This is a genomic window from Psychroserpens mesophilus (assembly GCF_000826645.1).
Classification (GTDB): domain Bacteria; phylum Bacteroidota; class Bacteroidia; order Flavobacteriales; family Flavobacteriaceae; genus Psychroserpens; species Psychroserpens mesophilus.
This window is the reverse complement of the sequence record NZ_JXJP01000008.1, coordinates 23,067-46,834: the sequence shown is the minus strand read 5'-3', so window position 1 is coordinate 46,834 and position 23,768 is coordinate 23,067. Positions and strand designations below refer to the sequence as shown.

The window sequence follows — 23,768 nt, the reverse complement described above, 5'->3', positions numbered from 1 at the left end:
GTGTAACCTATTGTAATTTTGTGCGTCTAAAAAAAGAAAAATTTATTATGAAATACGCCCTATCCACAATCCTTTTGAGTGTGATACTCTTAGCCTGTGGTTCTCCAAAAGACATTGACAATGATTTAGCGACTGCACATCCGATTGCAACTTCCATTGACTTAACACAAATTATTGACGATAAAGCTCCTGTAACGATTAATCCTGGTCGTTTTATTCAAGATACGGTTATTTACAGAATGCCAAGAATAATACAAGGAAGTTATGCTGTAGATAATTTTGGAAAATATATTGAGGATATTAAAGCTATAGATTATGATGGAAACCATTTAACAGTTACAAAACTGGATGACAATACCTGGCAAATCGTTAATGCAACACAATTAGACAAATTGGAGTATTTTGTAAATGATACATACGATTTAGAAATTTCTGGTGGACTAGCAGAAGATATTCCATTTTCTCCAGGAGGAACAAATATTTCTCCAGAGAATTATGTTTTAAATTTACACGGATTTATAGGTTATTTTGAATCATTAAAAAAAGCACAATACACACTAGATGTTACTGCTCCTGCAACTTTTGAACGCACATCTGCACTTCAAAACACGAATATAAAATCAAGTCCAGATGGTACTAAAATTACGACAAGTTATTTTGCACCACGATATTTTGATATCACAGATAATCCAATGATGTATGGGAAATTAGATGTTGAAGAATTTATGGTTGATGATATTAAAATTGTACTCAGTGTATATTCGCCAAATAAAAAACATAAGGCATCAACCTTAAAAGAAGTTGTTGCTAAAATGATGGAGGCTCAAAAGACTTATTTGGGTGACATAAATACAACTTCACGTTATGATATTTATTTGTATTTGACAGATAGAAGTCAAGGTCAGCCAAAAGGTATAGGTGCACTAGAACACCATACATCTACAGTGGCAGTTTTGATGGAAACATATACTCCAGATCGTATAGCGCAATCTATAATCGATATCATTTCACATGAATTTTTCCACATTGTAACACCACTCACAGTTCACTCTGAGGATGTTCACTATTTTGATTATTATGAGCCGACATTTTCAAAGCATTTATGGATGTATGAAGGCGTAACCGAATATTTTGCCCAACATTTTCAAGTGTATGAAGGTTTGCTGACTCCTGAAGATTATTACAAAGTGATAAACTCTCAAATTTTAAGATCTATAACTTACTATGATGATACCATGAGTTTTACTGAAATGAGCGAACATGTTTTAGAGTCGCCATATCAGAAGAATTATTCTAATGTGTATCAAAAAGGCGCTTTAATAGGAATGTGTATGGATATTTTGTTGCGAGAAGCGAGTAATGGAAATAGAAGTATGTTGAGTTTAATGAAAGAATTATCTAGTAAATATGGCGTTGAAAAACCATTTGATGACGATTCACTAATATCTGAAATTACCGAAATGACATATCCTTCCATTGGCGAGTTTCTAAATACACATATTGTGAATGGAACTCCTATTGATTACAGTGCTTTTTTAGAAAAAGTCGGATTAACTTTTGAAGAATCTAAAGTTGAAACCGGATTTGTTCAATCTGGAAAAGGTTCTGTTTTTGAGGCAGATAAAGACAATGATATTTTGTTTTTCTCTTCAAACGTCAGTGAGAATAGTTTCTGGGTAGAAAATGGTGTTCTTGAAAACGATATTATTAAGTCTGTAAATGGTGTAGATGTGTCTTACGATACAGCCAGAGCCATCATAATAAAACTTTATGGTGCCAAACTAGGAGAGGATATTTCACTTGTTTTAAATAGGAATGGTGAAGAAGTTATCATAAATACAAAAATGACTCAAGCTTATACAACTAAAGCTGATCTTGTTGAAAATAAGAATGCGACAAAATCTCAAATTAGTTTGCGCAACGCTTGGTTAAACATTAATCCTAATCGTGAAAACTCAAGTGAAAGAAGTAAGCCATAGTTTAGGTCTTTTAAAAGCCTTCAAAAACACCTAAGCCAAATAGGGCAAAATCATATTTAACAGGATCTTGAGCATCTAGTTTTCTTAAGGCATTGTCTAATTCAGATAATGCTTTGCCATCATTCTGTTTGCGTTTTAGTAAGCCCAGTTTTCGAGCAACATTTCCAGAGTGAACGTCCAAGGGACAAGATAGTTGTGATGGACTCATCGAATTCCATATACCGAAATCCACACCATTTTGATCTTGCCGTACCATCCAGCGTAAATACATATTGATACGTTTTGCCGCTGAATTTTTTAAAGGATCGCTTACATGTTTTTGTGTTCTGGGTAGATGTTCAATTTCAAAAAAAAGGGTTTTGAATTTATGGATGGCATTCTGAAGCGATTGCGTTTCCTTAGTTGATGAAAATACAGCTTCAAGACCATTGTGAGATTTATAAATATGATTAAGACTGCGTATAAACTGAGCAAAATCGTCACCATTAAACGTACGATGTACAAAATTGGTTAATTTCTCTAAATCTGATTCTTGATGATTCATCACAAAATCGTATGGTGATTGCTCCAAAAGTTGCATCATTTTGTGCGCATTATTGATGATGCTTTTACGATTTCCCCATGCAATTGTAGCCGTCAAAAATCCAGAAATTTCAATATCTTCTTTTTTAGAAAACTGATGTGGTATTTGTATTGGATCACTCTCTATAAATTTAGGGTGATTGTACTGTTCGACTTTAGCGTCAAGAAATTCTTTGAGTTCTTTTTTGGATAATTTTAAAGTCTTTGCCAAAATATGATATAGTTACTTAACAGCAATCATGCTAATTTCAACATTAACAAATTTTGGAAGATTAGCAACTTCAACTGTTTCACGTGCAGGAGCAGAATCAGTATCAAAATATTGAGCATACACGTCATTTATTTGGGAAAAATTATGCATATCACTGATAAAAATGGATGTTTTAACCACATTTTCGAACGTCATTTCTGCAGCTTCTAAAACGGCTTTCAGATTTTCCATAACTTGCTTAGTTTCAACCTGAATATTGTCCATTACAAGCGCTCCTGTTTCAGCATCTATAGCAATTTGACCTGAAGTATATAAAGTGTTTCCAGTTAAAACTGCTTGATTATAAGGTCCGATCGGAGCAGGAGCTTTGGATGTGTTTATGATTGTTTTCAAATTGAGCGCATTTTTAGATTTCTTCAACGAAATTAATGAAAATTAACCAATAAATGGGTTAGGGTAAGTGCTGTTAGATTATGAATTGAAACAGATTATGCTATAGTAGCAATGTAGAATTGCTCATTTTTTAATTTTTATGACTGCTGTTCAGATCCATTTTTTGTCGTTCTTCATTGGCTTTTTGTAGTAACTCTCTATTTTGTGGGTCTTTCATTAAATTCTTTTCAGCTTCAACATACTCAGGATAATCTCTATGTTGCAGTTCTAAAAGTGTTTCGGAAGAAACAAAATAAAGCGATGTTGCTAGAATTCCAATTAGAAACAATCTGATTAAGAAATTAGAATAAAATTGATGTTTTGAACTCAAATATTTCATAAAAACAACGATGGCAATTATCAATAAGCCACAAAGCGAGATGCGTAAACCAATGTTGCCGTATGGCCATCTTTGAAACTTAAATAAAGCATAAATAATGACTAATGATAAAACAAATCCAGTTACGATTGTTCCTAATATTCGTAGTACACTGATATCTTTATAGAATTTATTTTTAAATATATGTCTGAATCTAATATTGTTAAGTATAGCAAATCCAAACCAAAAGTATAACATACTTAATATGAGCATTAATAGCGTTATTACAATCGAAGAATACGCAAACGGAAAAATCAAACGAGTTACCATCACGATAATGATTAAGGCTCCAAGTAGTTTTTCAATCCATGTCATGCGTTATATCTTTTGTAATTATTCTCTTAATATTTTTTCCATCTTTCTGCCTCTAGCAAGTTCATCAATCAATTTGTCTAAATACCTCACTTGTCGTGTCAGTGTATTTTCGATGTCTTCAATGCGATAACCACAAATAACCCCTTTAATTAAATGCGCATTAGGATTTAAGTTTGCTTTTGCAAAAACAGTTTTAAATGTAGCTTTTTCATCAATGAATTGTTTGAGTTGCTGTTCATCAAAACCAGTTAACCATTCTATCACTTGGTGAAGTTCATCTGTAGTTCGTCCTTTTTTTTCAACTTTAGTGACATAATGTGGATAGACTGATCCAAAGGTCATTTGTGCAATACGCTCGTTGTGTTCAGGTGTTGTGTTCATATCATGGTAGTTTGAATAGTCAGGCGTATTAATTCCTGAATGCTAGTTGATAATAACTAAAATAATGAATTTACAATAAATAAGCCCAGATCAAACAATATGCTATAATTTAAACTCTAAACCTGAATTTAAAACAAAGGATTTAGCATCGTTATTTCTATTTCCAACAGCTGAAAAAGCGCCAACTTGAAATGAAATCGTATTTGAGATATCATAACCTAAGACCAGATGAAACCCAAATTCAAAATTCTCACCATCTTCGTAAATACGTCCAAAACCTGTACCATCTAAAAGTTGTTGATCAGTTTGAAACGTTTGATCTATTATAAAATTAAATTGAGGTCCAGCTCCAAGATATAAATCTTTAATTAAATGATATTTAATTGTTAGAGGAATTGCTACAACATAATCATAGACTTCAAAATCAAAGTCATAAGGCTCCACGTAAAAGGGTAAGTTTCCATTATTAATCTGAATATCTTTATGCGTAATAGAGCTTCCTTGCAAAGAAAATAATAATTCAGGTTTAAAGCTGAATCGTTCATCTAGTCGTAATTCATAAAATACACCAGCGTAGAAACCTATATGGTTATTATAATCTGTCAACACTGTACTTGGAGTATATTTTGAAGAATTTATTCCAGCTTTAAGTCCGAACTGATTAATGTTACCATCATTTTGTCCTTGAGCTGAAAAGGAAATTATCAGAAATAAAAGAATTATTAGAGATTTGAATAATTGCATTTTTGATAGAGTATTAAAATTATAAGCCCAATAATTCATCAATTGTACTGGCAGTAACCGAGTGATAGTTGCCTCTAGATTTTTCATAAATAGCTATGGCTTCATCAATTTTGTCATTATTTTTAAATGCTTTGAAAAGTGTGTTTACATACCAACGTCTACCAACTCTAATCAAAAAATCTTCAATATTTTGATCGACATTATTGCCATGATAATCCTTATTGATGGCTTGTTCATACCAAACCATGGCAATGTGTGAATTTGTAGCGTTGCTTAAATCAAATGCCTTGTCTATGCGTGCCATATCTTCTGTTGTCATTGTATCTGGGAAATTTCTAATGAAATGAACCCATTCTAAAGTTGTCCAGTCTTTGGTGATTGATGCATCAATGGTATCGTTAGACAAAAATTGTTTTAGTACTTTTTCAGCGTTCGCGAACTTATCAGAACTTATGATTGCCTGGTTTGAAGGAATTCCTGGCTGGTAAATCCATTCTTCAGTATTGAAGGTGACCTTATTTGGTTCTAAAAGATTGGTATTGATGTAATCGATAAACTTTTCAGTTGTAATGGTTGAAAATGCATGCGTTTTAAAATAATCCTTTAAAAAAGCGTCAAATTTGTCGCGACCTACAGTTTCTTCTAAAGTTCTTAAGAACAGATATCCCTTATCGTAGGCAATGCTGTTCATGCCATCGTCGGGATTTTTGCCTTTAAGATCCAGTTTTAGTTTTGTACGATTTGGTTCATTCTTGAAACTTTCAATTTCGTCATCTAAGTCTTGTCTGCCAATTAACGCTATCATATTAGCTCTGTCTTTTCCGTAGAGCGCTTCCATGATTCGAATTTCAAAATACACTGTAAAGCCTTCATTGAGCCAGAAATCATTCCATGTTGCATTGGTTACTAAATTTCCAGACCACGAATGCGCAAGTTCATGTGCAATTAAAGATGTCAAGCTTCTGTCACCAGCAATAACGGTTGGAGTGGCAAACGTCAAACGTGGATTTTCCATGCCTCCAAAAGGAAAACTAGGCGGCAAGACAATCACATCAAATTGGTCCCAATCGTAATCGCCATATAAATTTTCGGCAGCAACAACCATTTTTTCCATATCTGAAAATTCATAATGAGCTTTGTCAATCATCGATTTTTCAGCATAAACACCTGTTCGTTCACTCACAGCTTTGTACTCAATATCACCAACAGCTAGCGCAATTAAGTAAGGCGAAATGGGTTGTTCCATTTTAAATGAATAAACACCATCTACTGTCTTGGTTTTTGGGTTTTCAGCACTCATGACTGCCATTAATTCTTTTGGCACACGAACCGTTGCATCATAAGTAATTCGAATTTGTGGACTGTCTTGAATTGGAATCCATGTTCGTGTTAAAATCGCTTGCCCTTGAGTGAAAAGAAATGGATGTGTTTTATCTGCAGTTTGTTGCGGACTTAGCCATTGTAAGGCTTCCGTTTTATTCGTTGTTTTGTAGTAAACAGAAATGGTTTTAGTATCTTCGGTAATATGAATCGTCAATGGTTGTCCTAATTGTTCATTAACTTCACCCAGTTCATATTCGGTAATTTTACCATCAGCTTCAACTTTAACAATATCTAAAAATTTTGAATCTAAAATGATTTCAGAAGCCTTGTTATTGTCAATAGTATACGTAGCCACGCCATCTATGACTTGATCCTCAAAATTCACAGTAATGTCTAAGTTTAAATGCTTGATGACGCTTTTATTAGGCTGAGCATATGAATGTAATTCTTCAGCATAATTCACAACTTGTTTTTGGTCTTTGCTTTCAGTTTTACAACTTGAAAATAGGACAAATAGTAATGGTGTAAAAAGTGCTACTTTTTTAATTTTAATCATTATAAAGGTGTTAAATTATTCTTGATATAGTTGTCCTCTATGAGGTTTTAAAGCATCTCTAATAGGTTTCATATCCTGTTCATCTACAACCATAAATGCAATGGCATGCATATCACTTAAAATTTCGAAACCAGTGATGTCTATATTTAATTTTTCAATTGAAACGTATTCTTTTAGGTGAATAGTATGATGTTCAGCAGTCTTTAATGCGTTAGGACCACGAAAATCCCAGATGAGTTTTAGTTTACGCATTGGCTACAGAGGTTCCTTTTTCAACAAAATTTTTAAAATCCTGCATATATTTTAACGATTGTTTTTTGAAGGCACTTGGCATTAAAAATAGCATAATCCGCATTGAAAAACTAAGTGGTGTAAATTCATTTATTGAAATCCATTTCGTATGACCATCTGATGTTTCGGAAAAATAATTTTTTTGAATATTATTCATGCCTTTTGTTGCATAGGTTGCATGAAACTCCTTTGGAAAATTACTTTTTGTAATTGTTTCAATAATTTCCATTTTTCGTTTATCAAATTGATAATTGAGTTTAATTTTTGAACCTAAATCTCCTGGATTACCTGAAATATGTTCGGTAGACTTAAGTCCTCTTTGCCAATGTTTCAGGTTGTCGATGTTATTCATTTTATTGACAAATACATCAAGAGGGACTTTAACTATAATTTCTGTAGTATAAAGCATTACGAGGGATTAATTTAAGACTCTAAAGATACTGTCTTTTTTTAAAATAAAAACACGGAACATATACTTTAAATGCCTGTTTTAGTTGATTGGTAAGTAATATCGGATGATTGTAATCGTCTTATGCAGGCTTACTTTTACAAATCAACATTTTAAGAACTTTTAGAAGATACTAAATTGGTCTGAGAAACGTTTAGAAAAAAGCATCTTGTTAAATCTCTTATTTGTGTTATTTTTGCTGAACTTTGTTTCAATCGTATTCAACATTTAATTCATAATTACAAAACAATGAAATACCTTATTACCGCAATTTTATTTTGCTTTTCAATTACTGCTTTTTCACAAATTGACAAAGATGATGTATTGTTTACAGTTGATGATGAGCCTGTTATGGCTTCAGAATTTATTAGAGTTTATAACAAGAATTTAGATTTAGTGAAAGACGAATCACAAAAAGATGTCGATGCCTATCTTGAACTTTTCATTAATTATCAATTAAAAGTGAAAGAAGCTAAGCGTCTTGAACTTGATAAAGACGCCAAGTATATAAGAGAGTTTTCCAATTATAAATCGCAATTGACTAAGAATTATATGTCTGATAGTGAAGTGACTGAGGCTCTTGTTAAAGAAGCTTATGATCGATCTACGATGGATGTTAAAGCTTCTCACGTTCTCATTAGAATAGAAGAAAATGAAAAAGATACAATTCAAGTCTATAACAGATTATTAGAATTACGTGATCGAATTCTTGAAGAGGGCTATGCTCCAGTTCAAAAAGAAGTACATGATGGTAAAACTATTTTTGCTGAGGACTTAGGTTACTTTTCGGCATTTAAAATGGTATATCCTTTTGAAACAGCTGCTTTTAATACCAAAGTCGGAGAGGTTTCTATGCCGTTTAGAACACGTTTCGGATTTCATATTGTAAATGTAACAGATAAGCGTCCGTCACTAGGAGAAGTTACTGTTGCACATATCATGGTAGCAAATAACCAGAAAGACAGTCTGTTAAATCCTGAAACTCGTATCAAAGAAATTTATCAGAAACTAAAGCAAGGCGAAAAATTCGAATCTTTAGCGAAACAATTTTCAGATGATAAAAGCTCTTCGGCTAAGGGAGGCGTTTTAGCTCCTTTTACAGGTGGACAACTAGGTTCTCAGGAATTTGAGGATGTTGCATTCAGCCTTAAAAATAAAGATGAGGTATCCACACCGTTTAAAACAGATTTTGGCTGGCATATCGTGAAATTGATTAGCAAAAAGGATACACAACCTTATGAAGATGTTAAAGCGGTATTTGAAAATAAAGTGAGACGTGATTCTCGTTCGCAATTAATTAATTCGGCATTAGCAAAAAAGCTTAATGAAAAGTATAAAGTGGTCGATAACAAAGAGGCTTTGATTTACTTTGAAAATACTATTAATGATAGTTACTTTAAGCAAGCTTGGATAGTTCCTGAAGATTTAGATAATGATAAAGCCTTCATGACCATAGGTAAAAGCACGATTACCTATGGTGATTTTGCACAGCATTTGTTTAAAAATCAGAGAAACTATGCTAACAAGACCATGAGTGCAAATGCATTAGTTAGTGGTGTTTATAATAAATTTAAAGAAGATCAAATCATACAATATAATCGCGAGAATTTAGAGTTTGAGAATGAAGAATTTGCACATGTTCTAAAAGAATACAGAGATGGCTTGCTTTTGTTTGAGCTTATGGAAAAACAAGTATGGAATGCTGCATCAAAAGATACAGTTGGTTTAAAGGCCTTTTATGAAAAACATAAGGATGATTACATGTGGAACGATAGAGTAGATGCAGTTATCTTTTCTTCAGCCAACAAAAAAAATGTAGAAAAAGCAGTTGATCTTTTGAATAAAGGTAAATCTGTAGACGATATAAATACCAATCTCAATAGCAAAGATGCACAGAACATAATTTCTACCAGTGGTATCTTTGAATTGGGAGATCAAACTTTACCAGAAGACTTTGAATTTAAAAAAGGAATATCAAAAATTTATAAGCATAACGATTCGTTTCACGTCATTTTGGTTAAAGATGTAATTTCTAAAAGCTATAAAACCCTAGATTCAGCCAGAGGTAAAGTTGTTAGTGATTACCAGAATCAAATAGAAGATGATTGGATCAAGTCGCTTAACCAACGTTACACGGTAAACGTAAATTCTAAAGTTCTTAAAAAGGTAAAATCACAAATACTAAACTAATTGTTCAAAAAGTATATCATAGTCATATCATGTGCCTTTGGAGTATCGTCATGCAGTTTTTTTAAAACAACTGACGATAGGGTTCCTGTAGCTAGAGTTAATGAATCGTATTTGTATGAAGACGATATTAAAGCGCTAGTAGGTGAAGGTGTTTCTAAAGAAGACAGTACATTTGTTGTCAATGGGTTTATAAATCGTTGGGCAACACAATTACTTCTTGTTGATGGTGCAGAACGCAACCTTTCTGAAGAGAAACAAGAGAATTTTGAAAAGCTCGTTGAACAATACAAAAAAGACCTGTATACCAAAGCATATCTTGAAGCATTGGTAAAAAAGAGTATTGATACCGTTATTAATGATTATGAGGCTCAGGAGGTTTATGAAGCCAATAAAGAAACCTTTAAACTCAACGAAGAGTTGGTAAGGTTCAGGTATATTACACTACCTAATAATGCTATTAATGAAGAGGAAATCAAAGAGAAATTCAAGCGATTTAATGATGAGGATAAAAGATTTCTGGATTCGATTTCCGTTCAATTCAAATCGTATTCACTTAACGACTCCTTATGGATACAGACGTCACAGATTGTAAACAAAATTCCGGCAGTAAACTCAGATAATAAAAAAGAACTGTTAAAAAAATCTAATTTTATACAACTCAAAGATTCATTAGACCTATATTTGGTGCAAATTAAAGATGTTTTGTTTCAGAACGATACAGCGCCTTTAGACTATGTAAAACCTACGATTGATCAGATAATCATCAATAAAAGAAAACTAGAGCTTATCAAAAAGCTTGAAAAAGATATTACCAAAGATGCTATTAAAAATAAACAATTTGAAATTTATAAATAATTCAAAACTTATAGTCGCTATGGCCTTCGTGCTTTGTGCGCAATTTGTTACAGGACAAGAAATCATTGAAGATGAGGTGACAGAGTCGAAAACTAAAATAGACACATCAATGGCGAGTGATCGCGTTAAAATTGATGGTGTTGCAGCAGTTGTTGGTGATTTTGTAGTGCTCGATTCAGATATAGATAAGGAATTTATTCAGCTTGAGGCTAGAGGTGTTTCTACGGCAGACATCACGCGTTGCCAGTTGTTTGGTAAATTATTAGAAGATAAATTGTATGCACATCATGCTATTCAGGATAGTATTCCTATTAACGAATTAGAGATTCGCTCTAGTATCGAACAACAAATCAATGCGTTTTTGGAAACCAAAGGTGGAACTATGCAAGAGCTCTTGTCTTTCTATAATAAAGACAGTGAACAAAGTTTGCGTGATGAAATGTTTGAACTTAACAAAAATGCTAAGTTAGCAGGAGACATGCAACGGAAAATAGTTTCTGAAATTGAAGTTACTCCAGAGGAAGTGAGGGAGTACTTTAATGACATTCCAGAGGAGGAACGACCAACCTTTGGTACAGAATTGAAAGTAGCTCAAATTGTTATTATTCCTGAAATTTCTGAGGTTGAAAAGCAAAGGGTTATTGATAAACTGAAAGAGTTTAAAGCAGATGTCATTGAAAATGGGGCAAGCTTTACTACCAAAGCAGTATTTTATTCTGATGACATTGCATCTCGTAAAGATGGAGGTAAATATACCTTAAATAAGAAGCGGCCTCGAATGGTTAAAGAGTTTAGAGATGTGGCTTTCTCCTTACAGGAAGGTGAAATCTCTGATCCTTTTGAAACTGATTTCGGATATCATATCGTGATGTTAGAAAAAATTAGAGGACAAGAATATGATGTTAGACACATCTTGCTAAGACCAAAGGTTACTGAAGAAGCTAAAACTGCTGCTAAAGATAAAATCAATACCATAAGGGAACGTATTATTGCTGGGGAATTAACATTTGAAGCCGCTGCAAAAGAATTTAGTGATGAAAAAGAAACTAAAAACGATGGTGGACAATTAATTAACCCATATACACAGGATTTTAATTTTGAACTGACAAAGATGGATCCGGAATTGTACGGACAAATTCAGGATTTAAAAGATAACGAAGTCAGTTTGGTCTTACAAGATCAGGATCGTGTTAATGAAGTAAAATATAAATTATTAACGGTTACAGATAGAATTGATGAGCACGAAGCAAATTTTGCTAAAGATTACCTTAAAATCAAAAATTTAGCGCTTCAGGATAAACAGATTCAGGAAATTGCTAAGTGGCAGGAAGAGAAAATCAATGATACGTATATTAAGATTAATGGCGAATATAGAGATTGTGAATTTACGAGTAACTGGTTAAAAAAAGAAAAACAATAAAGTATGTCTGATGTTGCTGCAATAGAACAGTTTGTTAAAAAATATAACGCCCTAAAAACCGAAGTTGCCAAAGTTATTGTTGGTCAGGATGAGGTTGTTAATCAAATATTGATTTCAATTTTTTCTGGAGGACACTCGTTGTTAATTGGTGTTCCGGGTCTGGCAAAAACCCTGATGGTTAATACTATTGCTCAAGCACTTGGCTTAGATTTTAAACGTATTCAGTTTACACCAGATTTAATGCCTAGTGATATTTTAGGTAGTGAAATTTTAGACGAAAGCAGACATTTTAAATTTATTAAAGGTCCAATATTCGCTAATATCATTCTTGCAGATGAAATAAATAGAACACCTCCAAAAACACAAGCAGCTTTATTAGAAGCCATGCAGGAACGTGTTGTAACTGTTGCTGGACATCAATACAAATTAAATTTACCCTATTTTGTACTGGCTACTCAAAACCCAATTGAACAAGAAGGAACTTATCCTTTACCTGAAGCACAATTAGACCGTTTTATGTTTGCTATTAATTTAGAATATCCTTCGTTTGAAGAAGAGGTTCAAGTGGTAAAAGCAACAACAACAGATATTCAGGCAACCGTTAATTCTCTATTTACTGCTGAAGAAATTATTGGTTTTCAAAACGTTATTCGTCGTATTCCTGTTGCTGATAACGTGATTGAATATGCAGTAAAAATGGTAAGTAAAACACGTCCTAACGCTGATACTGCTTCAGATTTGGTAAAAGAGTTCGTAGATTGGGGAGCTGGACCTAGAGCATCTCAAAATTTAATTCTCGCTTCTAAAACGCACGCAGCGATAAATGGTAAGTTTTCTCCAGATATCGAAAATGTTCAAGCGGTAGCTCAGGGAATTTTGCGTCACAGAATTATTAAAAACTACAAGGCGGAAGCTGAAGGAATCTCAGATGAGCAAATCATCAAGAGTTTATTCTAAATGAAAGCCGTTATTCCAGCAATAGTACTATTTCTCATAGGATTTATATTAATTGTTGTGGGTTCACTATTCAAAATACAACATTGGCCTTACGGAAGTCAAATTTTTACTATTGGAATGCTTGTAAAAGCAATTGCAGCGATTTACACCATTGTTGTTCTTTTCAAAATGTATAAGAAAATGGACTAATTCAACAGGATTTGAATGTCATTTTTTAATCGCTCAACGTCCTCAGGAACCAATATATTATAAAACCCACGAATGTGTTGCTGTTTGTCAACTAAAGCAACAAAACTACTATGATAAAAGTCTGAACCGTCTTCATGAGGTTTAAAATTCGTCATATACAGTTCTGCTTGCTGTTTTGTTTTGTCTTCTGAAGCTCTTAAAAATTGCCATTTACTTTCCGGAATATCAGTAGCTTCACCATACGCTTTTAACACCGAAACTGAATCATGTTCAGGATCTATCGTATGTGAGATCATCATAAAATCCGGTTCTTCTGAAAATTCTTCAGCAATTGAAATTAATTCGTTTCGCATTGGCGGACAAATACTTGGGCAACGTGTGAAAAAAAAATTAGCAATGTATATGTTGCTTTTTGTGTGTTCCGTAGAAAATGTTTCACCTAATTGATTGGTAAACCCATCATATGTGATTGTGTAAAATTTTTTTTGTCCAGTATCATCTACCTTATAGCTTAATATTGGTAAGTTATCGGTTGAAGTATGACAACTCAAAAAAAGTAAAAGTATTAAACTGGCAAAAGGTCTCAAGGTTTGTAGGCTTTTAATTTATCATGCATTTCTTTATCATATAAAAACACAAACATACTTGCCATCATATCCTGATTGATAGTTGTGGTGTTATTTGTTTCAAGCACCAATTCGTATTTATGATCTGGATACAACATGATGCCTTCAGTACTTGAGAAATAAGACACGCTTTTAAGTCCGATTTTATCAGTATAATTTTCAGCTTCTGAAACAAATAAGGTAGCATCTGCAGTTTTATCTCTAAACGCTAAGCGCTCGGCAAAAGGATGCAAATGGGTTGCAATTTGATGCATGGTTGTACTGTCTTTCAACTGAAGTTGATGCGTAATATCGTAACGATATGTATCCCTTCCTGGGAAAATTACCCAATGACCAGAAAGTGATTCACCATTTTCATTTTTGTAAGAATGGTTTTTCGTTTCAACAGGCAAACACATGTTAGGATTGTTCTCTGTAGGACCTTGAAATGGGTTTTCAGAGTCATAAGGAAGCATTACAAAAACGGTTTTGCTCATTAGAGGTTTCATGGCTTGCTCATGAGGTTTATATCCTATAATTACCTGATGTTTAATGTCGAATGGATCACCTGTGATATTATGGTTTAAAGACTGAGTAGCCAATAGTAAATTTTCATTTGTGAACACAGGAAACCCAAACCCGTCAGGAAAGGCATAACTTTCAATACCATTACTCATCGAGGTTAAACGAGGATATTGCTCACCAATTCTGTGGTTAAGTTGCCATCTTGAATAATGCTCGCCTTCGTATAAATCAATATTTGTATGACAGATGTAATCATTAGAAAGCTGATCAACTTCATTGGTGCTCAAGGCTTTGGTTTCAAAAGAAGTTATCCAAACCAGTTCATTTTTGGTAGCATCCAACTGAAAAGTACGCACTACTTTTGGACCTTCCATTGACTTGTAAATGTTGTCGATAACCAAAGTAGGTGTTATTAGACTAATTGATGAATCGTTGCTTTGAATATTCCATTGCCCATCAACAATACCGAATCCATGATAAAGCTTGGTTTTAACAATGGCTTTATGTCTGTTTGGTAACTTTAAATAGTAGATGCCTCCAACAATAGTTAATAAAACTATGAACCACAATGTATATTTTAGTATTTTGGACTTCATTTTAGTGAAATTCAATTTTGAGACGCCTAAAAGGCATGTTGACAATTGCAAATTGAACTAATCCCAGTAAAAAGTGGGATCTCATTTTTTTATTTTACTACCTAAACAAAACTAAGGCTTTTTTTGATGCGAATAGATTATGAAAAACGAATTTTTGGCTTAGACCTCATGAGAGCTATAGCCATTATTATGGTCATGTGTTCGCATACGCTTTGGATTACTCCTGAAATGAGAGGAATTACCCGAAAGTTGTTTAGTATAGGTGGGATTTTAGGTGTTGATGTGTTTTTTGTATTAAGCGGTTTTTTAATCGGAAGAATTTTATACAAAATGTATGTCTCAAAAGCATTCCGTTTTAAAGAGGTAACCTATTTTTGGGTGAGACGCTGGTTTAGAACCTTACCAAATTATTACCTCACTCTGGTTATCAATATTTTGGTGGCTATTTACATAGGAAGTCAGCTACCAGATCAATTGTGGAAGTATGGTTTTTTTCTTCATAATTTTAGTACACAATTGCCTTGGTTTTACCCTGAATCGTGGAGTTTATCTGTAGAAGAATTTGCCTATATTCTAGGTCCATTACTCTTATATCTGGTTTTGTTTATTAGAAAAAAAGCCTCTCGACCTAGGTTATTCTTGCAAGTCACACTCTTTATTTTAGTACTGTTTGTCTTGACCAAGTTGATGTATAATCATGAACAAGCAATTCGTCACATGAGGCATTGGACACTCAATGTGAAATCGATTGTGATTTATAGAATTGATGCCATCTATTACGGCGTTTTAGCTGCATATATTTCAATAGTTAAACCACAATTTTGGTATAAGATTAAGAATTTGGCATTTGCTTTTGGAGTTGTTGTCTTGATTGCAATAAATTTCCTGATACCTATTAAAGGATGGTTTATTGAATATTATCCTCAATTTTGGAATGTATGGTATTTTGTGATAAAATCATTAGCTATTGCTTGTACATTGCCACTTCTAAGTGACATGAAAACAGCTCCAAAATCAATTAGAATACCAATAACATACATAAGTATTTTATCTTATTCCATTTATGTATTTCATTATTCAATTATAATGCAGTTAATGAAATACTTTATTCCTTCGGAACCAATGGAAGGGTTTGATTTAATTATTTACCTATTAGTTTATGTGCTGATCACTTTTGTGGTCTCTTATTTAGTGTATCGCTTCTATGAAAAACCAATGACCGATTTAAGGGATTCACCAAAAATTAAATCGTATTTTAAATAAGTGATATTGTTAATTTATTATTTTATATCTTAAAAAACTAACAATAATGTATTTTTATATCAGTAAAAGAGCTTTTTATTGATTTATATTCAGTGTTTAACACTTTTTGTTACACATTTTTAAATCTGACTAAAAATTTGTAATTTTGCAATCCTTGACCACAAGGAAACAAACAAATATTCACTCTTATAAATAACATATATGGCATTTGATATTGACATGATTAAAAAAGTTTACGATAATATGGCTGAGCGTGTTGACGCAGCTCGAAATATTGTTGGTAAACCACTTACACTTTCAGAAAAGATTTTATACTCACACCTATGGGATGGTAAACCAAATAAGGCATTTACTAGAGGTAAGGATTATGTAGATTTTGCTCCAGATAGAGTAGCGTGTCAAGATGCGACAGCACAAATGGCGTTATTACAGTTTATGCAAGCTGGTAAAAGTAAAGTGGCAGTTCCTACGACTGTACATTGTGATCACTTGATTCAAGCAAAAAATGGAGCAACATCAGATTTACAGCATGCTATAAATACAAGTAATGAGGTATTTAATTTTTTAGAATCGGTGTCTAATAAATACGGGATTGGTTTCTGGAAACCAGGAGCTGGTATTATTCATCAGGTTGTTTTAGAAAATTATGCATTTCCAGGAGGAATGATGATTGGAACAGATTCACATACCGTAAATGCTGGTGGATTAGGTATGGTAGCTATTGGAGTTGGAGGAGCTGATGCTGTTGACGTAATGGCTGGAATGGCTTGGGAATTGAAATTTCCTAAACTTATTGGAGTAAGATTAACAGGTAAATTATCTGGATGGACAGCTCCTAAAGATGTAATCTTAAAAGTAGCTGAAATTCTTACTGTTAAAGGAGGAACTGGAGCTATTGTGGAATATTTCGGACCTGGAGCTACAGGAATGTCTTGTACAGGAAAAGGTACAATCTGTAATATGGGAGCCGAAATTGGAGCAACAACTTCAACATTTGGATATGATGAATCTATGGAACGTTACTTACGTGCTACAGATCGAGAAGATGTTGCTGATGAAGCTAATAAAATCAAAACATATTTGACAGCTGATGCTGAAGTATATGCAAATCCTGAACAATATTTTGATCAGGTAATAGATATAAATCTTTCTGAATTAGGTCCATTATTAAACGGTCCCTTTACACCAGATTTATCGACAACAGTGGGTAAAGAAATGACAGAAAAAGCGAAAGCTAACGATTGGCCAATAAAAGTAGAATGGGGTTTAATTGGGTCTTGTACCAATTCATCTTATGAAGATTTATCTCGTGCTTCTTCGGTTGCACAGCAAGCTTTAGATAAAGGTGTAAAGATGAAATCTGAGTTAGGAATTAATCCAGGTTCAGAACAGGTGCGTTACACTGCTGAACGTGATGGGATTCTTCAAATTTTTGAGAAACTAGATGCTAAGATATTTACGAATGCTTGTGGTCCATGTATTGGGCAATGGGCTCGATATGAGGATCCGAAGAATGCACCTAAAAACAGTATTGTACATTCGTTCAATAGAAACTTTGCGAAACGTGCTGATGGTAATCCGAATACACACGCCTTTGTTGCATCACCAGAATTAACAGCAGCCATTGCACTTGCTGGTCGCTTAGATTTTAATCCGATGACTGATCCATTAATTAATGAAAATGGAGAAGAAGTCATGTTAGATGAGCCAACAGGATGGGAATTACCACCAAAAGGTTTTGATGTAAAAGATAATGGCTACTTAGCACCAATGGAAGATGGAAGTGGCGTTGAAGTAAAAGTCGCTTCAGATTCTGAACGTTTACAATTGCTAACACCTTTCGAGCCTATTGGAAATTCGATTACAGGTGCTAAACTTTTAATTAAAGCCTTTGGAAAATGTACTACAGATCATATTAGTATGGCTGGTCCTTGGTTACGTTTCCGTGGACATCTCGATAATATTGCAAACAATACCTTGATAGGTGCTGTAAATGCCTTTGGAAAGAAAACAAACTTCGTAAAAAATCAATTAACTGGTGAGTATGGAGGTGTTCCAGATACGGCTAGAGCTTATAAAGCAGCTGGAATTAAATCAATTGTAGTTGGAGATCATAATTATGGTGAAGGGTCTTCACGTGAGCATGCAGCTATGCAACCTCGTCACTTAGGTGTTGCAGCTGTTATAGTAAAATCCTTTGCACGTATTCATGAAACCAACCTTAAAAAGCAAGGTATGTTAGGATTGACATTTGCTAATGAGAGTGATTACGACTTAATTCAAGAAGATGATACATTCAACTTTTTAGATTTAAATGAGTTTGCTCCAGATAAACAATTAACAATTGAAGTGGTTCATGCTGATGGAAGTTCTGACACTATTAAAGTAAACCATACGTATAACCAAGCACAAATTGACTGGTATAATGAAGGTTCGGCTTTAAATAAAATTAAAAGAGAAAATGCAGCATAATTAATTGCATTATCAAATATAAAAAAGCTCTTGAGATGTCAAGGGCTTTTTTTTATGATAACTCTGTAAGTATTATCGTTTTATAACGACTTTAGTTTTATCTAACAAAAAAAATCCTAAATGCAATCCATTTGGTTCTTCGATGATGTCAATCTTTTTAAGGTGCTTTGTCCTCATAAATTCAAAGCATATAAAAGTAATCATGATTTTGATGCTTACAAAAAGAAGGACTATATCTACTTTGAAGAGGATTCTGCCAACAAGGTATATCTCATAGAAAAAGGAAAAGTTAAAATTGGCTATTACAACGAAAATGGTGACGAAATCGTAAAAGCCATTTTGTCAAAAGGTGAATTGTTTGGTGAGAAAGCCATTCTTGGTGACAATAAACGCGATGAGTTTGCGCAATCCATTGACAATGAAACTTCCATTTGTCACATTGGTGTGACAACCATGCACGAATTAATGCGAAATAATCAAACCTTTAGTTTTAAAGTTTATAAGTTTATCGGATTAAAATTTAAAAAACTAGAGCGTAGACTTCAGCTTTTATTATTTAAAGACACTAAAACTAGACTCATAGAATTTCTAGATGAACTTTGTTCTGACTATGGTTATGATTGTCCGAAAACAGGTGATCACATAATCAAGCATCCTTATACACAAAAAGATATAGCTTCTTTAATTGGAACATCAAGACCAACACTAAACATTCTTCTTAATGAACTTAAAGCGGAGAATTATATCAACTTCAATCGCAAGGAAATCAGAATTTTAAAAAAAATTGCTTAGTGTTAGCTAGCTAACATTTAATCATAAATACAAACTATAATTTTGAAGCATAAAATAAACTTTAAAATTATAAATGATGATTAGAAAAATGTTTTTTGCAGCTTTGGCTTTAGGTTTTATAGCCACTTCATGCAGTAGTGATGACGATGGAAATTTCGTTCAAAATCCAATAGTTCCTAATGCTGGTACATTAACAGGAGGCCCTTTTACCTTTATCGTTGATGGTACACCAGACTTCGTAAGTGGAATATCGACAGATCCAGATGCAGTGGGTTCAAATAGAACATTTGTGGTTACAGATGATCAAGGCAATATCCTGGGCTTACCACCAACCAACGAAGCACTTCAAGGTGTTAATTTTGATGGCGCAGGTGTTGGGACCTGTTTAATTTGGTATTTACGTTATGAAAACGGATTACAAGGCTTAGAAGAAGGCATGAATGCGAATGACCTTCAAGGGAATTTCGATTTATCAAATTCTATTGCTGTTAACCGATTAGGAGTGCCAAATGCAGGAACACTAAGTGGAGGACCATTTAACTTTATTGTCGATGGAAATATAGATAATGTTAGTGGAATTGCAACAGATCCTAACGCAGTTGGATCGAATAGTACATTTGTGATTACAGATATTAATTTAAACATTTTAGGAGCTCCAGGTTCAGTTGAAATGTTAGAAGGTGTCGATTTTGATGGTGCGGGACGTGGTGTTTGTTTAATCTGGTATTTACGCTATGAAGATGATACTAATTTATCGACAGTGACTAATGCAGCTGATTTAACAGGTACGTTTAGTTTGTCTAATTCGATTCGAGTGGAAAGAGGTCCGAATGCAGATGTACTTACTGGTGGCCCATTCATGTTCACAGTAGATGGCACACCTGACATGGTGAGTGGCATTGGTTTTGAAAATCCTGATAACAGAGTAGGTACTAATGCAACTTGGGTTATTACTGATGCTAACGGAATGATTTTAGGAACGCCTCCAACTTTAGAAGCAGTAGAAGGAGTCGATTTTGATGCTGCAGGAACTGGTGTATGCTTAATATGGTACTTACGTTACGAAAACGATACCAACATTGCAACAGTAACAAATGCGAATAACTTAACTGGAACATTTCATTTATCAAATTCAATTACAGTCACAAGAAACTAATTGAGTTTTATAATTAGAGTTTTGTTGTTAGATTTGAAACGCATTATCGACTATGATGATGCGTTTCTGTTTTAAATTCACTTATGATGGCTAGATCAAAAAAAGCAACTGTTTATAATATCATTTTCATTATTGCTATTGCATTAATTCTTATTCCTCAAACAAGACATCCAATTCAAGTCTTTATTAATAAAGGGATTGTATTACTTATAAAACCATCAACTATAGATGATGATGAGCGTCAAGCTGTATCGAGTTACAATTGGAAATTAATGGATAGTTCAGGTGTTGCTTATGACTTTAGTACTTCAAAAGGCAAAGTGATTCTGATTAACTTTTGGGCCACTTGGTGTCCACCATGTGTTGCCGAAATGCCAAGTCTGGAAGCTCTATATCAAAACTATAAAGATCATAAAGATGTTGAATTCTTATTTGTTTCGAATGAAGACCAATCCGTTATTAAAAAGTTTATGTCTAAAAAAGCCTATAGTTTTCCCGTTTATCAATCGTTAACAAAATATCCAAGCGAATTTGATGTGACGTCCATTCCAAGAACGTTTCTTATTGATAAAAATGGTCACATTGTGATTGATAAAACAGGTCCAGCAGATTGGAATAATGATGCTGTTATAAATACTATTGAAGATTTACTTAAAGCGTTTTAAAAAAGGCTTTAATGAACGACCAAGAAAATAAGGACCACATGATCTTCAGTTCTTCAAAAAGTGTAGATTCTTCATCCAGGAAGCGAAACATGGTTTGAATTGAATTTTTACCATAAAACTGCTTAAAAATCCATTCGCCCTTATGATTTTCATCTTTTAGAACTTTAAGAAATACTTTATCATAAAACTTAAATTTTTGTTTGAATAAATTCCTTGAAGGTCTTTGGTTTGCCTTTAAATTCTCAATTATTTTTGAGACTTTTTTTTCAGTGTGTTTGAAGGAATATCCTGTGGATCCTTTAACCCAACCACCTCCAGTTCCAATTTTTGTTATTTTATTTGAATTGAATTTTGAAAAATCAAAGTTGCTCATAGGAATCTGTCCTTGTTCAGTTTCAAGGATAGTGTAAGTATCAATTTTAAGATAATCTTTGATATATGTTTTGATAAAGTTGTCGTAAATGTGCTCTTCAACTACATTTTCAGTAAAATAGGTGAATTCAACAAGGGCTTCTGTTGTTGAAAACGGAAGCACGTACATAAACGTTGTTTGATTGCCATCCTTTAAACGATAATCCATCATGATTACTTTTGAATCGTCAAAACAGTTGTTTTCAGTTTTTATGATCCATCCTTTAAAGTGCTGAATGATTGAAATGCTTTTGTTATTTTGAATTGAAAATTCTTCAGGAACCCGACTGTCAAATACGTGAGATGCCGAATAAGTTGAATTGTTTGTAGTAACTAAAAGGTCTTCATTTTCTTCAACTGAAACTACTGATTCAATAATAAAGTGTATGTTGTCTTTCGTTTGAAGTTTCGTTTTAGCGTACTTATAGAAATCTAAAGCTTTGATGGTATTATAATTATATGGTTTTAGATCTAATTGTATGTCCTTTTCGGAAGTTAAAACAGAGGCTTTATTCCAAGATTTGGAAATTATAGAATCCCATTGAGAAGATTCTTTTTCCCAGAAACTCCAAGTTTTGTCGTTTGTGTTTTTTTCTGATGGATCTATCAGAGCAATTGTCTTAGTGCTGAAGAAATTATCTTCCGAAAGTTTTAAAGCCAGTTGAAGACCTGCTAAACCATTTCCTATGATGATATAATCGAAATGGGAACTTTCAGCCATAGACAAAATTTACTATTATTTTTTGAAGTATTTGAAAGGGACGAATAACATTCCGAAACATTCACCATCGCCTTTACCGAGATGTTTATGATGAATTTTGTGCGCGCGTCTTACCCCTTTTGCGTACCAGTTATTGGCATTTCTAAACATCTTGAATCGCTGATGAATAAAAATGTCATGTACTAAAAAGTAAGCCGCTCCATACGCCATAATGCCTAATCCGATTGGTAAACAATACCAAATACCTTCGTAACTCCATAAGTAAAAACACGTCATACTTACGACCGCATAAAAAATAAAAAAAGCATCATTACGCTCAAACCAGCTATCGTGATCTTTATGGTGATGATCTTTGTGTAAACTCCATAAAAAACCGTGCATGACGTATTTATGAGTAAACCACGCCATAAATTCCATGGTGCAAAAAACACCTAAAAAAACAAGAATCCATAATACCGTTTGCATGAGATTATAATAGGTTTAATTGATATTTGACATAACTTCTGGTGAGTAACTCAAATTTCTTATAATTTGGCACTCTAATTCGGGTCGATTTTATTTCAAGAGCAGGTGTTTTTTTTAGTTTTTTTAGTAGCTGACTGTAATATCTGTAAGCCATGAATACACCAAACTTAGCCTCAATAGGAAGATTTTTAATACCTTTTAGACCTTTTGCAAAATCATTTTCTATATCATCAATAATAGTTTGCTTTGAAACTTCATCCAAATGATTTAAATCTGTATTCGGGAAATATGTTCTGCTTAAATCTTCAAAATCAGCTTTTAGATCTCTTAAGAAATTTACTTTTTGAAAGGCAGAGCCTAAGCTCATTGCTGAGTCTTTTAAAGCGTCAAATTTTTCCTGATCACCTTTCACAAAGACTTTCAAGCACATCAAACCAACAACATCTGCAGAACCATAGATATAGTCTTTGTATTCTGCTTCAGTGAGATAATTTTGTTTGTGCAAATCTAGACGCATACTTTTCATAAAAGCATCAACCATACTTTTGTCAATGGCGTATCTATGATAAGTTTCTTGAAAAGCATTTAAAATAGGGTTAAGACTTATTTTATGTTCAAGCGCTAATTCCAGATCATTAGAAAAATTACGAAATAATAATTCTTTGTCGTAATCATGGAAGCTATCAACAATTTCGTCAGCGAATCTTACAAAACCATAAATGTTGTATATGTCTTGACGAATTGAATTCGAGAGCATTTTCGTTGCTAAAGAAAATGATGTACTGTAAGACTTAGTAACAGTCTTACTACATTGTTTTGAAACGGTATCAAAAATAGCTTTCATA

24 protein-coding genes are annotated in these 23,768 nt (G+C 33.4%); 11 read left to right on the top strand and 13 right to left on the bottom strand.

Features of this window, described 5'->3' with window-relative positions:
* The first annotated feature begins 47 nt into the window (after positions 1-47).
* The gene (locus TD18_RS07475; RefSeq protein WP_052461085.1) at positions 48-1,979 is read left to right on the top strand and encodes a M61 family metallopeptidase; all 1,932 of its coding nucleotides are present in this window, start codon (positions 48-50) and stop codon (positions 1,977-1,979) included.
* A 10-nt stretch (positions 1,980-1,989) separates the two neighbouring features.
* Here TD18_RS07475 and TD18_RS07470 read toward each other — a convergent pair whose 3' ends face one another.
* From TD18_RS07470 to TD18_RS07435, 8 genes are all read right to left on the bottom strand, one after another.
* The gene (locus tag TD18_RS07470) at positions 1,990-2,772 is read right to left on the bottom strand and encodes a TIGR02757 family protein (RefSeq protein ID WP_040250752.1); all 783 of its coding nucleotides are present in this window, start codon (positions 2,770-2,772) and stop codon (positions 1,990-1,992) included.
* A gap of 12 nt (positions 2,773-2,784) precedes the next feature.
* Positions 2,785-3,165, bottom strand: coding sequence for a Rid family detoxifying hydrolase (locus TD18_RS07465; RefSeq protein WP_040251892.1), 381 nt, complete (start codon positions 3,163-3,165; stop codon positions 2,785-2,787).
* A gap of 130 nt (positions 3,166-3,295) precedes the next feature.
* Positions 3,296-3,898: a hypothetical protein gene (locus TD18_RS07460; RefSeq protein ID WP_040250749.1), complete on the bottom strand. Its 603-nt coding sequence runs from the start codon at positions 3,896-3,898 to the stop codon at positions 3,296-3,298.
* A gap of 18 nt (positions 3,899-3,916) precedes the next feature.
* The gene (locus TD18_RS07455) at positions 3,917-4,279 is read right to left on the bottom strand and encodes a DUF2200 domain-containing protein (protein ID WP_040250746.1); all 363 of its coding nucleotides are present in this window, start codon (positions 4,277-4,279) and stop codon (positions 3,917-3,919) included.
* Between the two features lie 102 nt (positions 4,280-4,381).
* A complete protein-coding gene (locus tag TD18_RS07450; protein WP_160289457.1) occupies positions 4,382-5,023 on the bottom strand; it encodes a porin family protein in 642 nt (213 codons plus the stop codon).
* A gap of 19 nt (positions 5,024-5,042) precedes the next feature.
* The gene (locus TD18_RS07445; RefSeq protein WP_040250740.1) at positions 5,043-6,902 is read right to left on the bottom strand and encodes a hydrolase/aminopeptidase; all 1,860 of its coding nucleotides are present in this window, start codon (positions 6,900-6,902) and stop codon (positions 5,043-5,045) included.
* Positions 6,903-6,917: 15 nt separating this feature from the next.
* Positions 6,918-7,154: a hypothetical protein gene (locus TD18_RS07440; RefSeq protein WP_040250738.1), complete on the bottom strand. Its 237-nt coding sequence runs from the start codon at positions 7,152-7,154 to the stop codon at positions 6,918-6,920.
* Complete coding sequence (locus TD18_RS07435) at positions 7,147-7,602, bottom strand: SRPBCC family protein (protein WP_040250735.1); 456 nt, start codon at positions 7,600-7,602, stop codon at positions 7,147-7,149. Before TD18_RS07435 ends, TD18_RS07440 begins: the two co-directional genes overlap by 8 nt.
* Before the next feature lie 288 nt (positions 7,603-7,890).
* On the opposite strand from TD18_RS07435, the gene TD18_RS07430 reads away from it, so the two are divergent.
* The 5 genes from TD18_RS07430 to TD18_RS07410 are packed head-to-tail and all read left to right on the top strand — an operon-like array spanning position 7,891 to position 13,252.
* On the top strand, positions 7,891-9,831 hold the full coding sequence (locus TD18_RS07430) for a peptidylprolyl isomerase (protein ID WP_040250732.1): 1,941 nt from the start codon (positions 7,891-7,893) through the stop codon (positions 9,829-9,831).
* Complete coding sequence (locus tag TD18_RS07425) at positions 9,832-10,686, top strand: hypothetical protein (protein WP_052461084.1); 855 nt, start codon at positions 9,832-9,834, stop codon at positions 10,684-10,686.
* Positions 10,649-12,106, top strand: a complete 1,458-nt coding sequence (locus TD18_RS07420) for a peptidylprolyl isomerase (protein WP_040250728.1) — start codon at positions 10,649-10,651, stop codon at positions 12,104-12,106. Before TD18_RS07425 ends, TD18_RS07420 begins: the two co-directional genes overlap by 38 nt.
* Positions 12,107-12,109: 3 nt before the next feature.
* Complete coding sequence (locus tag TD18_RS07415) at positions 12,110-13,063, top strand: AAA family ATPase (RefSeq protein ID WP_040250727.1); 954 nt, start codon at positions 12,110-12,112, stop codon at positions 13,061-13,063.
* Positions 13,064-13,252: a GldL-related protein gene (locus tag TD18_RS07410; protein WP_040250724.1), complete on the top strand. Its 189-nt coding sequence runs from the start codon at positions 13,064-13,066 to the stop codon at positions 13,250-13,252.
* Here TD18_RS07410 and TD18_RS07405 read toward each other — a convergent pair.
* Together TD18_RS07405 and TD18_RS07400 are read right to left on the bottom strand one after the other, a co-directional pair.
* A complete protein-coding gene (locus TD18_RS07405; protein ID WP_052461083.1) occupies positions 13,249-13,803 on the bottom strand; it encodes an SCO family protein in 555 nt (184 codons plus the stop codon). The two genes, TD18_RS07410 and TD18_RS07405, sit on opposite strands and share 4 nt — an antisense overlap.
* A gap of 32 nt (positions 13,804-13,835) precedes the next feature.
* A complete protein-coding gene (locus tag TD18_RS07400; RefSeq protein WP_152611335.1) occupies positions 13,836-14,978 on the bottom strand; it encodes a hypothetical protein in 1,143 nt (380 codons plus the stop codon).
* A gap of 126 nt (positions 14,979-15,104) precedes the next feature.
* On the opposite strand from TD18_RS07400, the gene TD18_RS07395 reads away from it, so the two are divergent.
* From TD18_RS07395 to TD18_RS07375, 5 genes are all read left to right on the top strand, one after another.
* On the top strand, positions 15,105-16,241 hold the full coding sequence (locus TD18_RS07395) for an acyltransferase family protein (protein ID WP_040250719.1): 1,137 nt from the start codon (positions 15,105-15,107) through the stop codon (positions 16,239-16,241).
* Between the two features lie 201 nt (positions 16,242-16,442).
* A complete protein-coding gene (locus TD18_RS07390) occupies positions 16,443-18,713 on the top strand; it encodes an aconitate hydratase (protein ID WP_040250717.1) in 2,271 nt (756 codons plus the stop codon).
* Between the two features lie 120 nt (positions 18,714-18,833).
* Positions 18,834-19,505 carry a Crp/Fnr family transcriptional regulator gene (locus TD18_RS07385; protein WP_040250715.1) on the top strand — a complete coding sequence of 224 codons (672 nt, stop codon included), beginning with the start codon at positions 18,834-18,836 and terminating at the stop codon, positions 19,503-19,505.
* A gap of 73 nt (positions 19,506-19,578) precedes the next feature.
* Positions 19,579-20,661: a hypothetical protein gene (locus TD18_RS07380; RefSeq protein ID WP_152611334.1), complete on the top strand. Its 1,083-nt coding sequence runs from the start codon at positions 19,579-19,581 to the stop codon at positions 20,659-20,661.
* Positions 20,662-20,744: 83 nt separating this feature from the next.
* Positions 20,745-21,326, top strand: coding sequence for a TlpA family protein disulfide reductase (locus tag TD18_RS07375; RefSeq protein ID WP_241480654.1), 582 nt, complete (start codon positions 20,745-20,747; stop codon positions 21,324-21,326).
* Here TD18_RS07375 and TD18_RS07370 read toward each other — a convergent pair.
* Genes TD18_RS07370 through TD18_RS07360 form a run of 3 tightly spaced genes read right to left on the bottom strand, consistent with a single transcriptional unit; the run spans position 21,313 to position 23,767 of the window.
* Positions 21,313-22,458, bottom strand: coding sequence for a lycopene cyclase family protein (locus TD18_RS07370; protein ID WP_040250711.1), 1,146 nt, complete (start codon positions 22,456-22,458; stop codon positions 21,313-21,315). The two genes, TD18_RS07375 and TD18_RS07370, sit on opposite strands and share 14 nt — an antisense overlap.
* A gap of 15 nt (positions 22,459-22,473) precedes the next feature.
* Complete coding sequence (locus TD18_RS07365; RefSeq protein ID WP_040250708.1) at positions 22,474-22,923, bottom strand: sterol desaturase family protein; 450 nt, start codon at positions 22,921-22,923, stop codon at positions 22,474-22,476.
* A gap of 4 nt (positions 22,924-22,927) precedes the next feature.
* Positions 22,928-23,767: a phytoene/squalene synthase family protein gene (locus TD18_RS07360; RefSeq protein ID WP_040250704.1), complete on the bottom strand. Its 840-nt coding sequence runs from the start codon at positions 23,765-23,767 to the stop codon at positions 22,928-22,930.
* Position 23,768 lies beyond the last annotated feature (1 nt).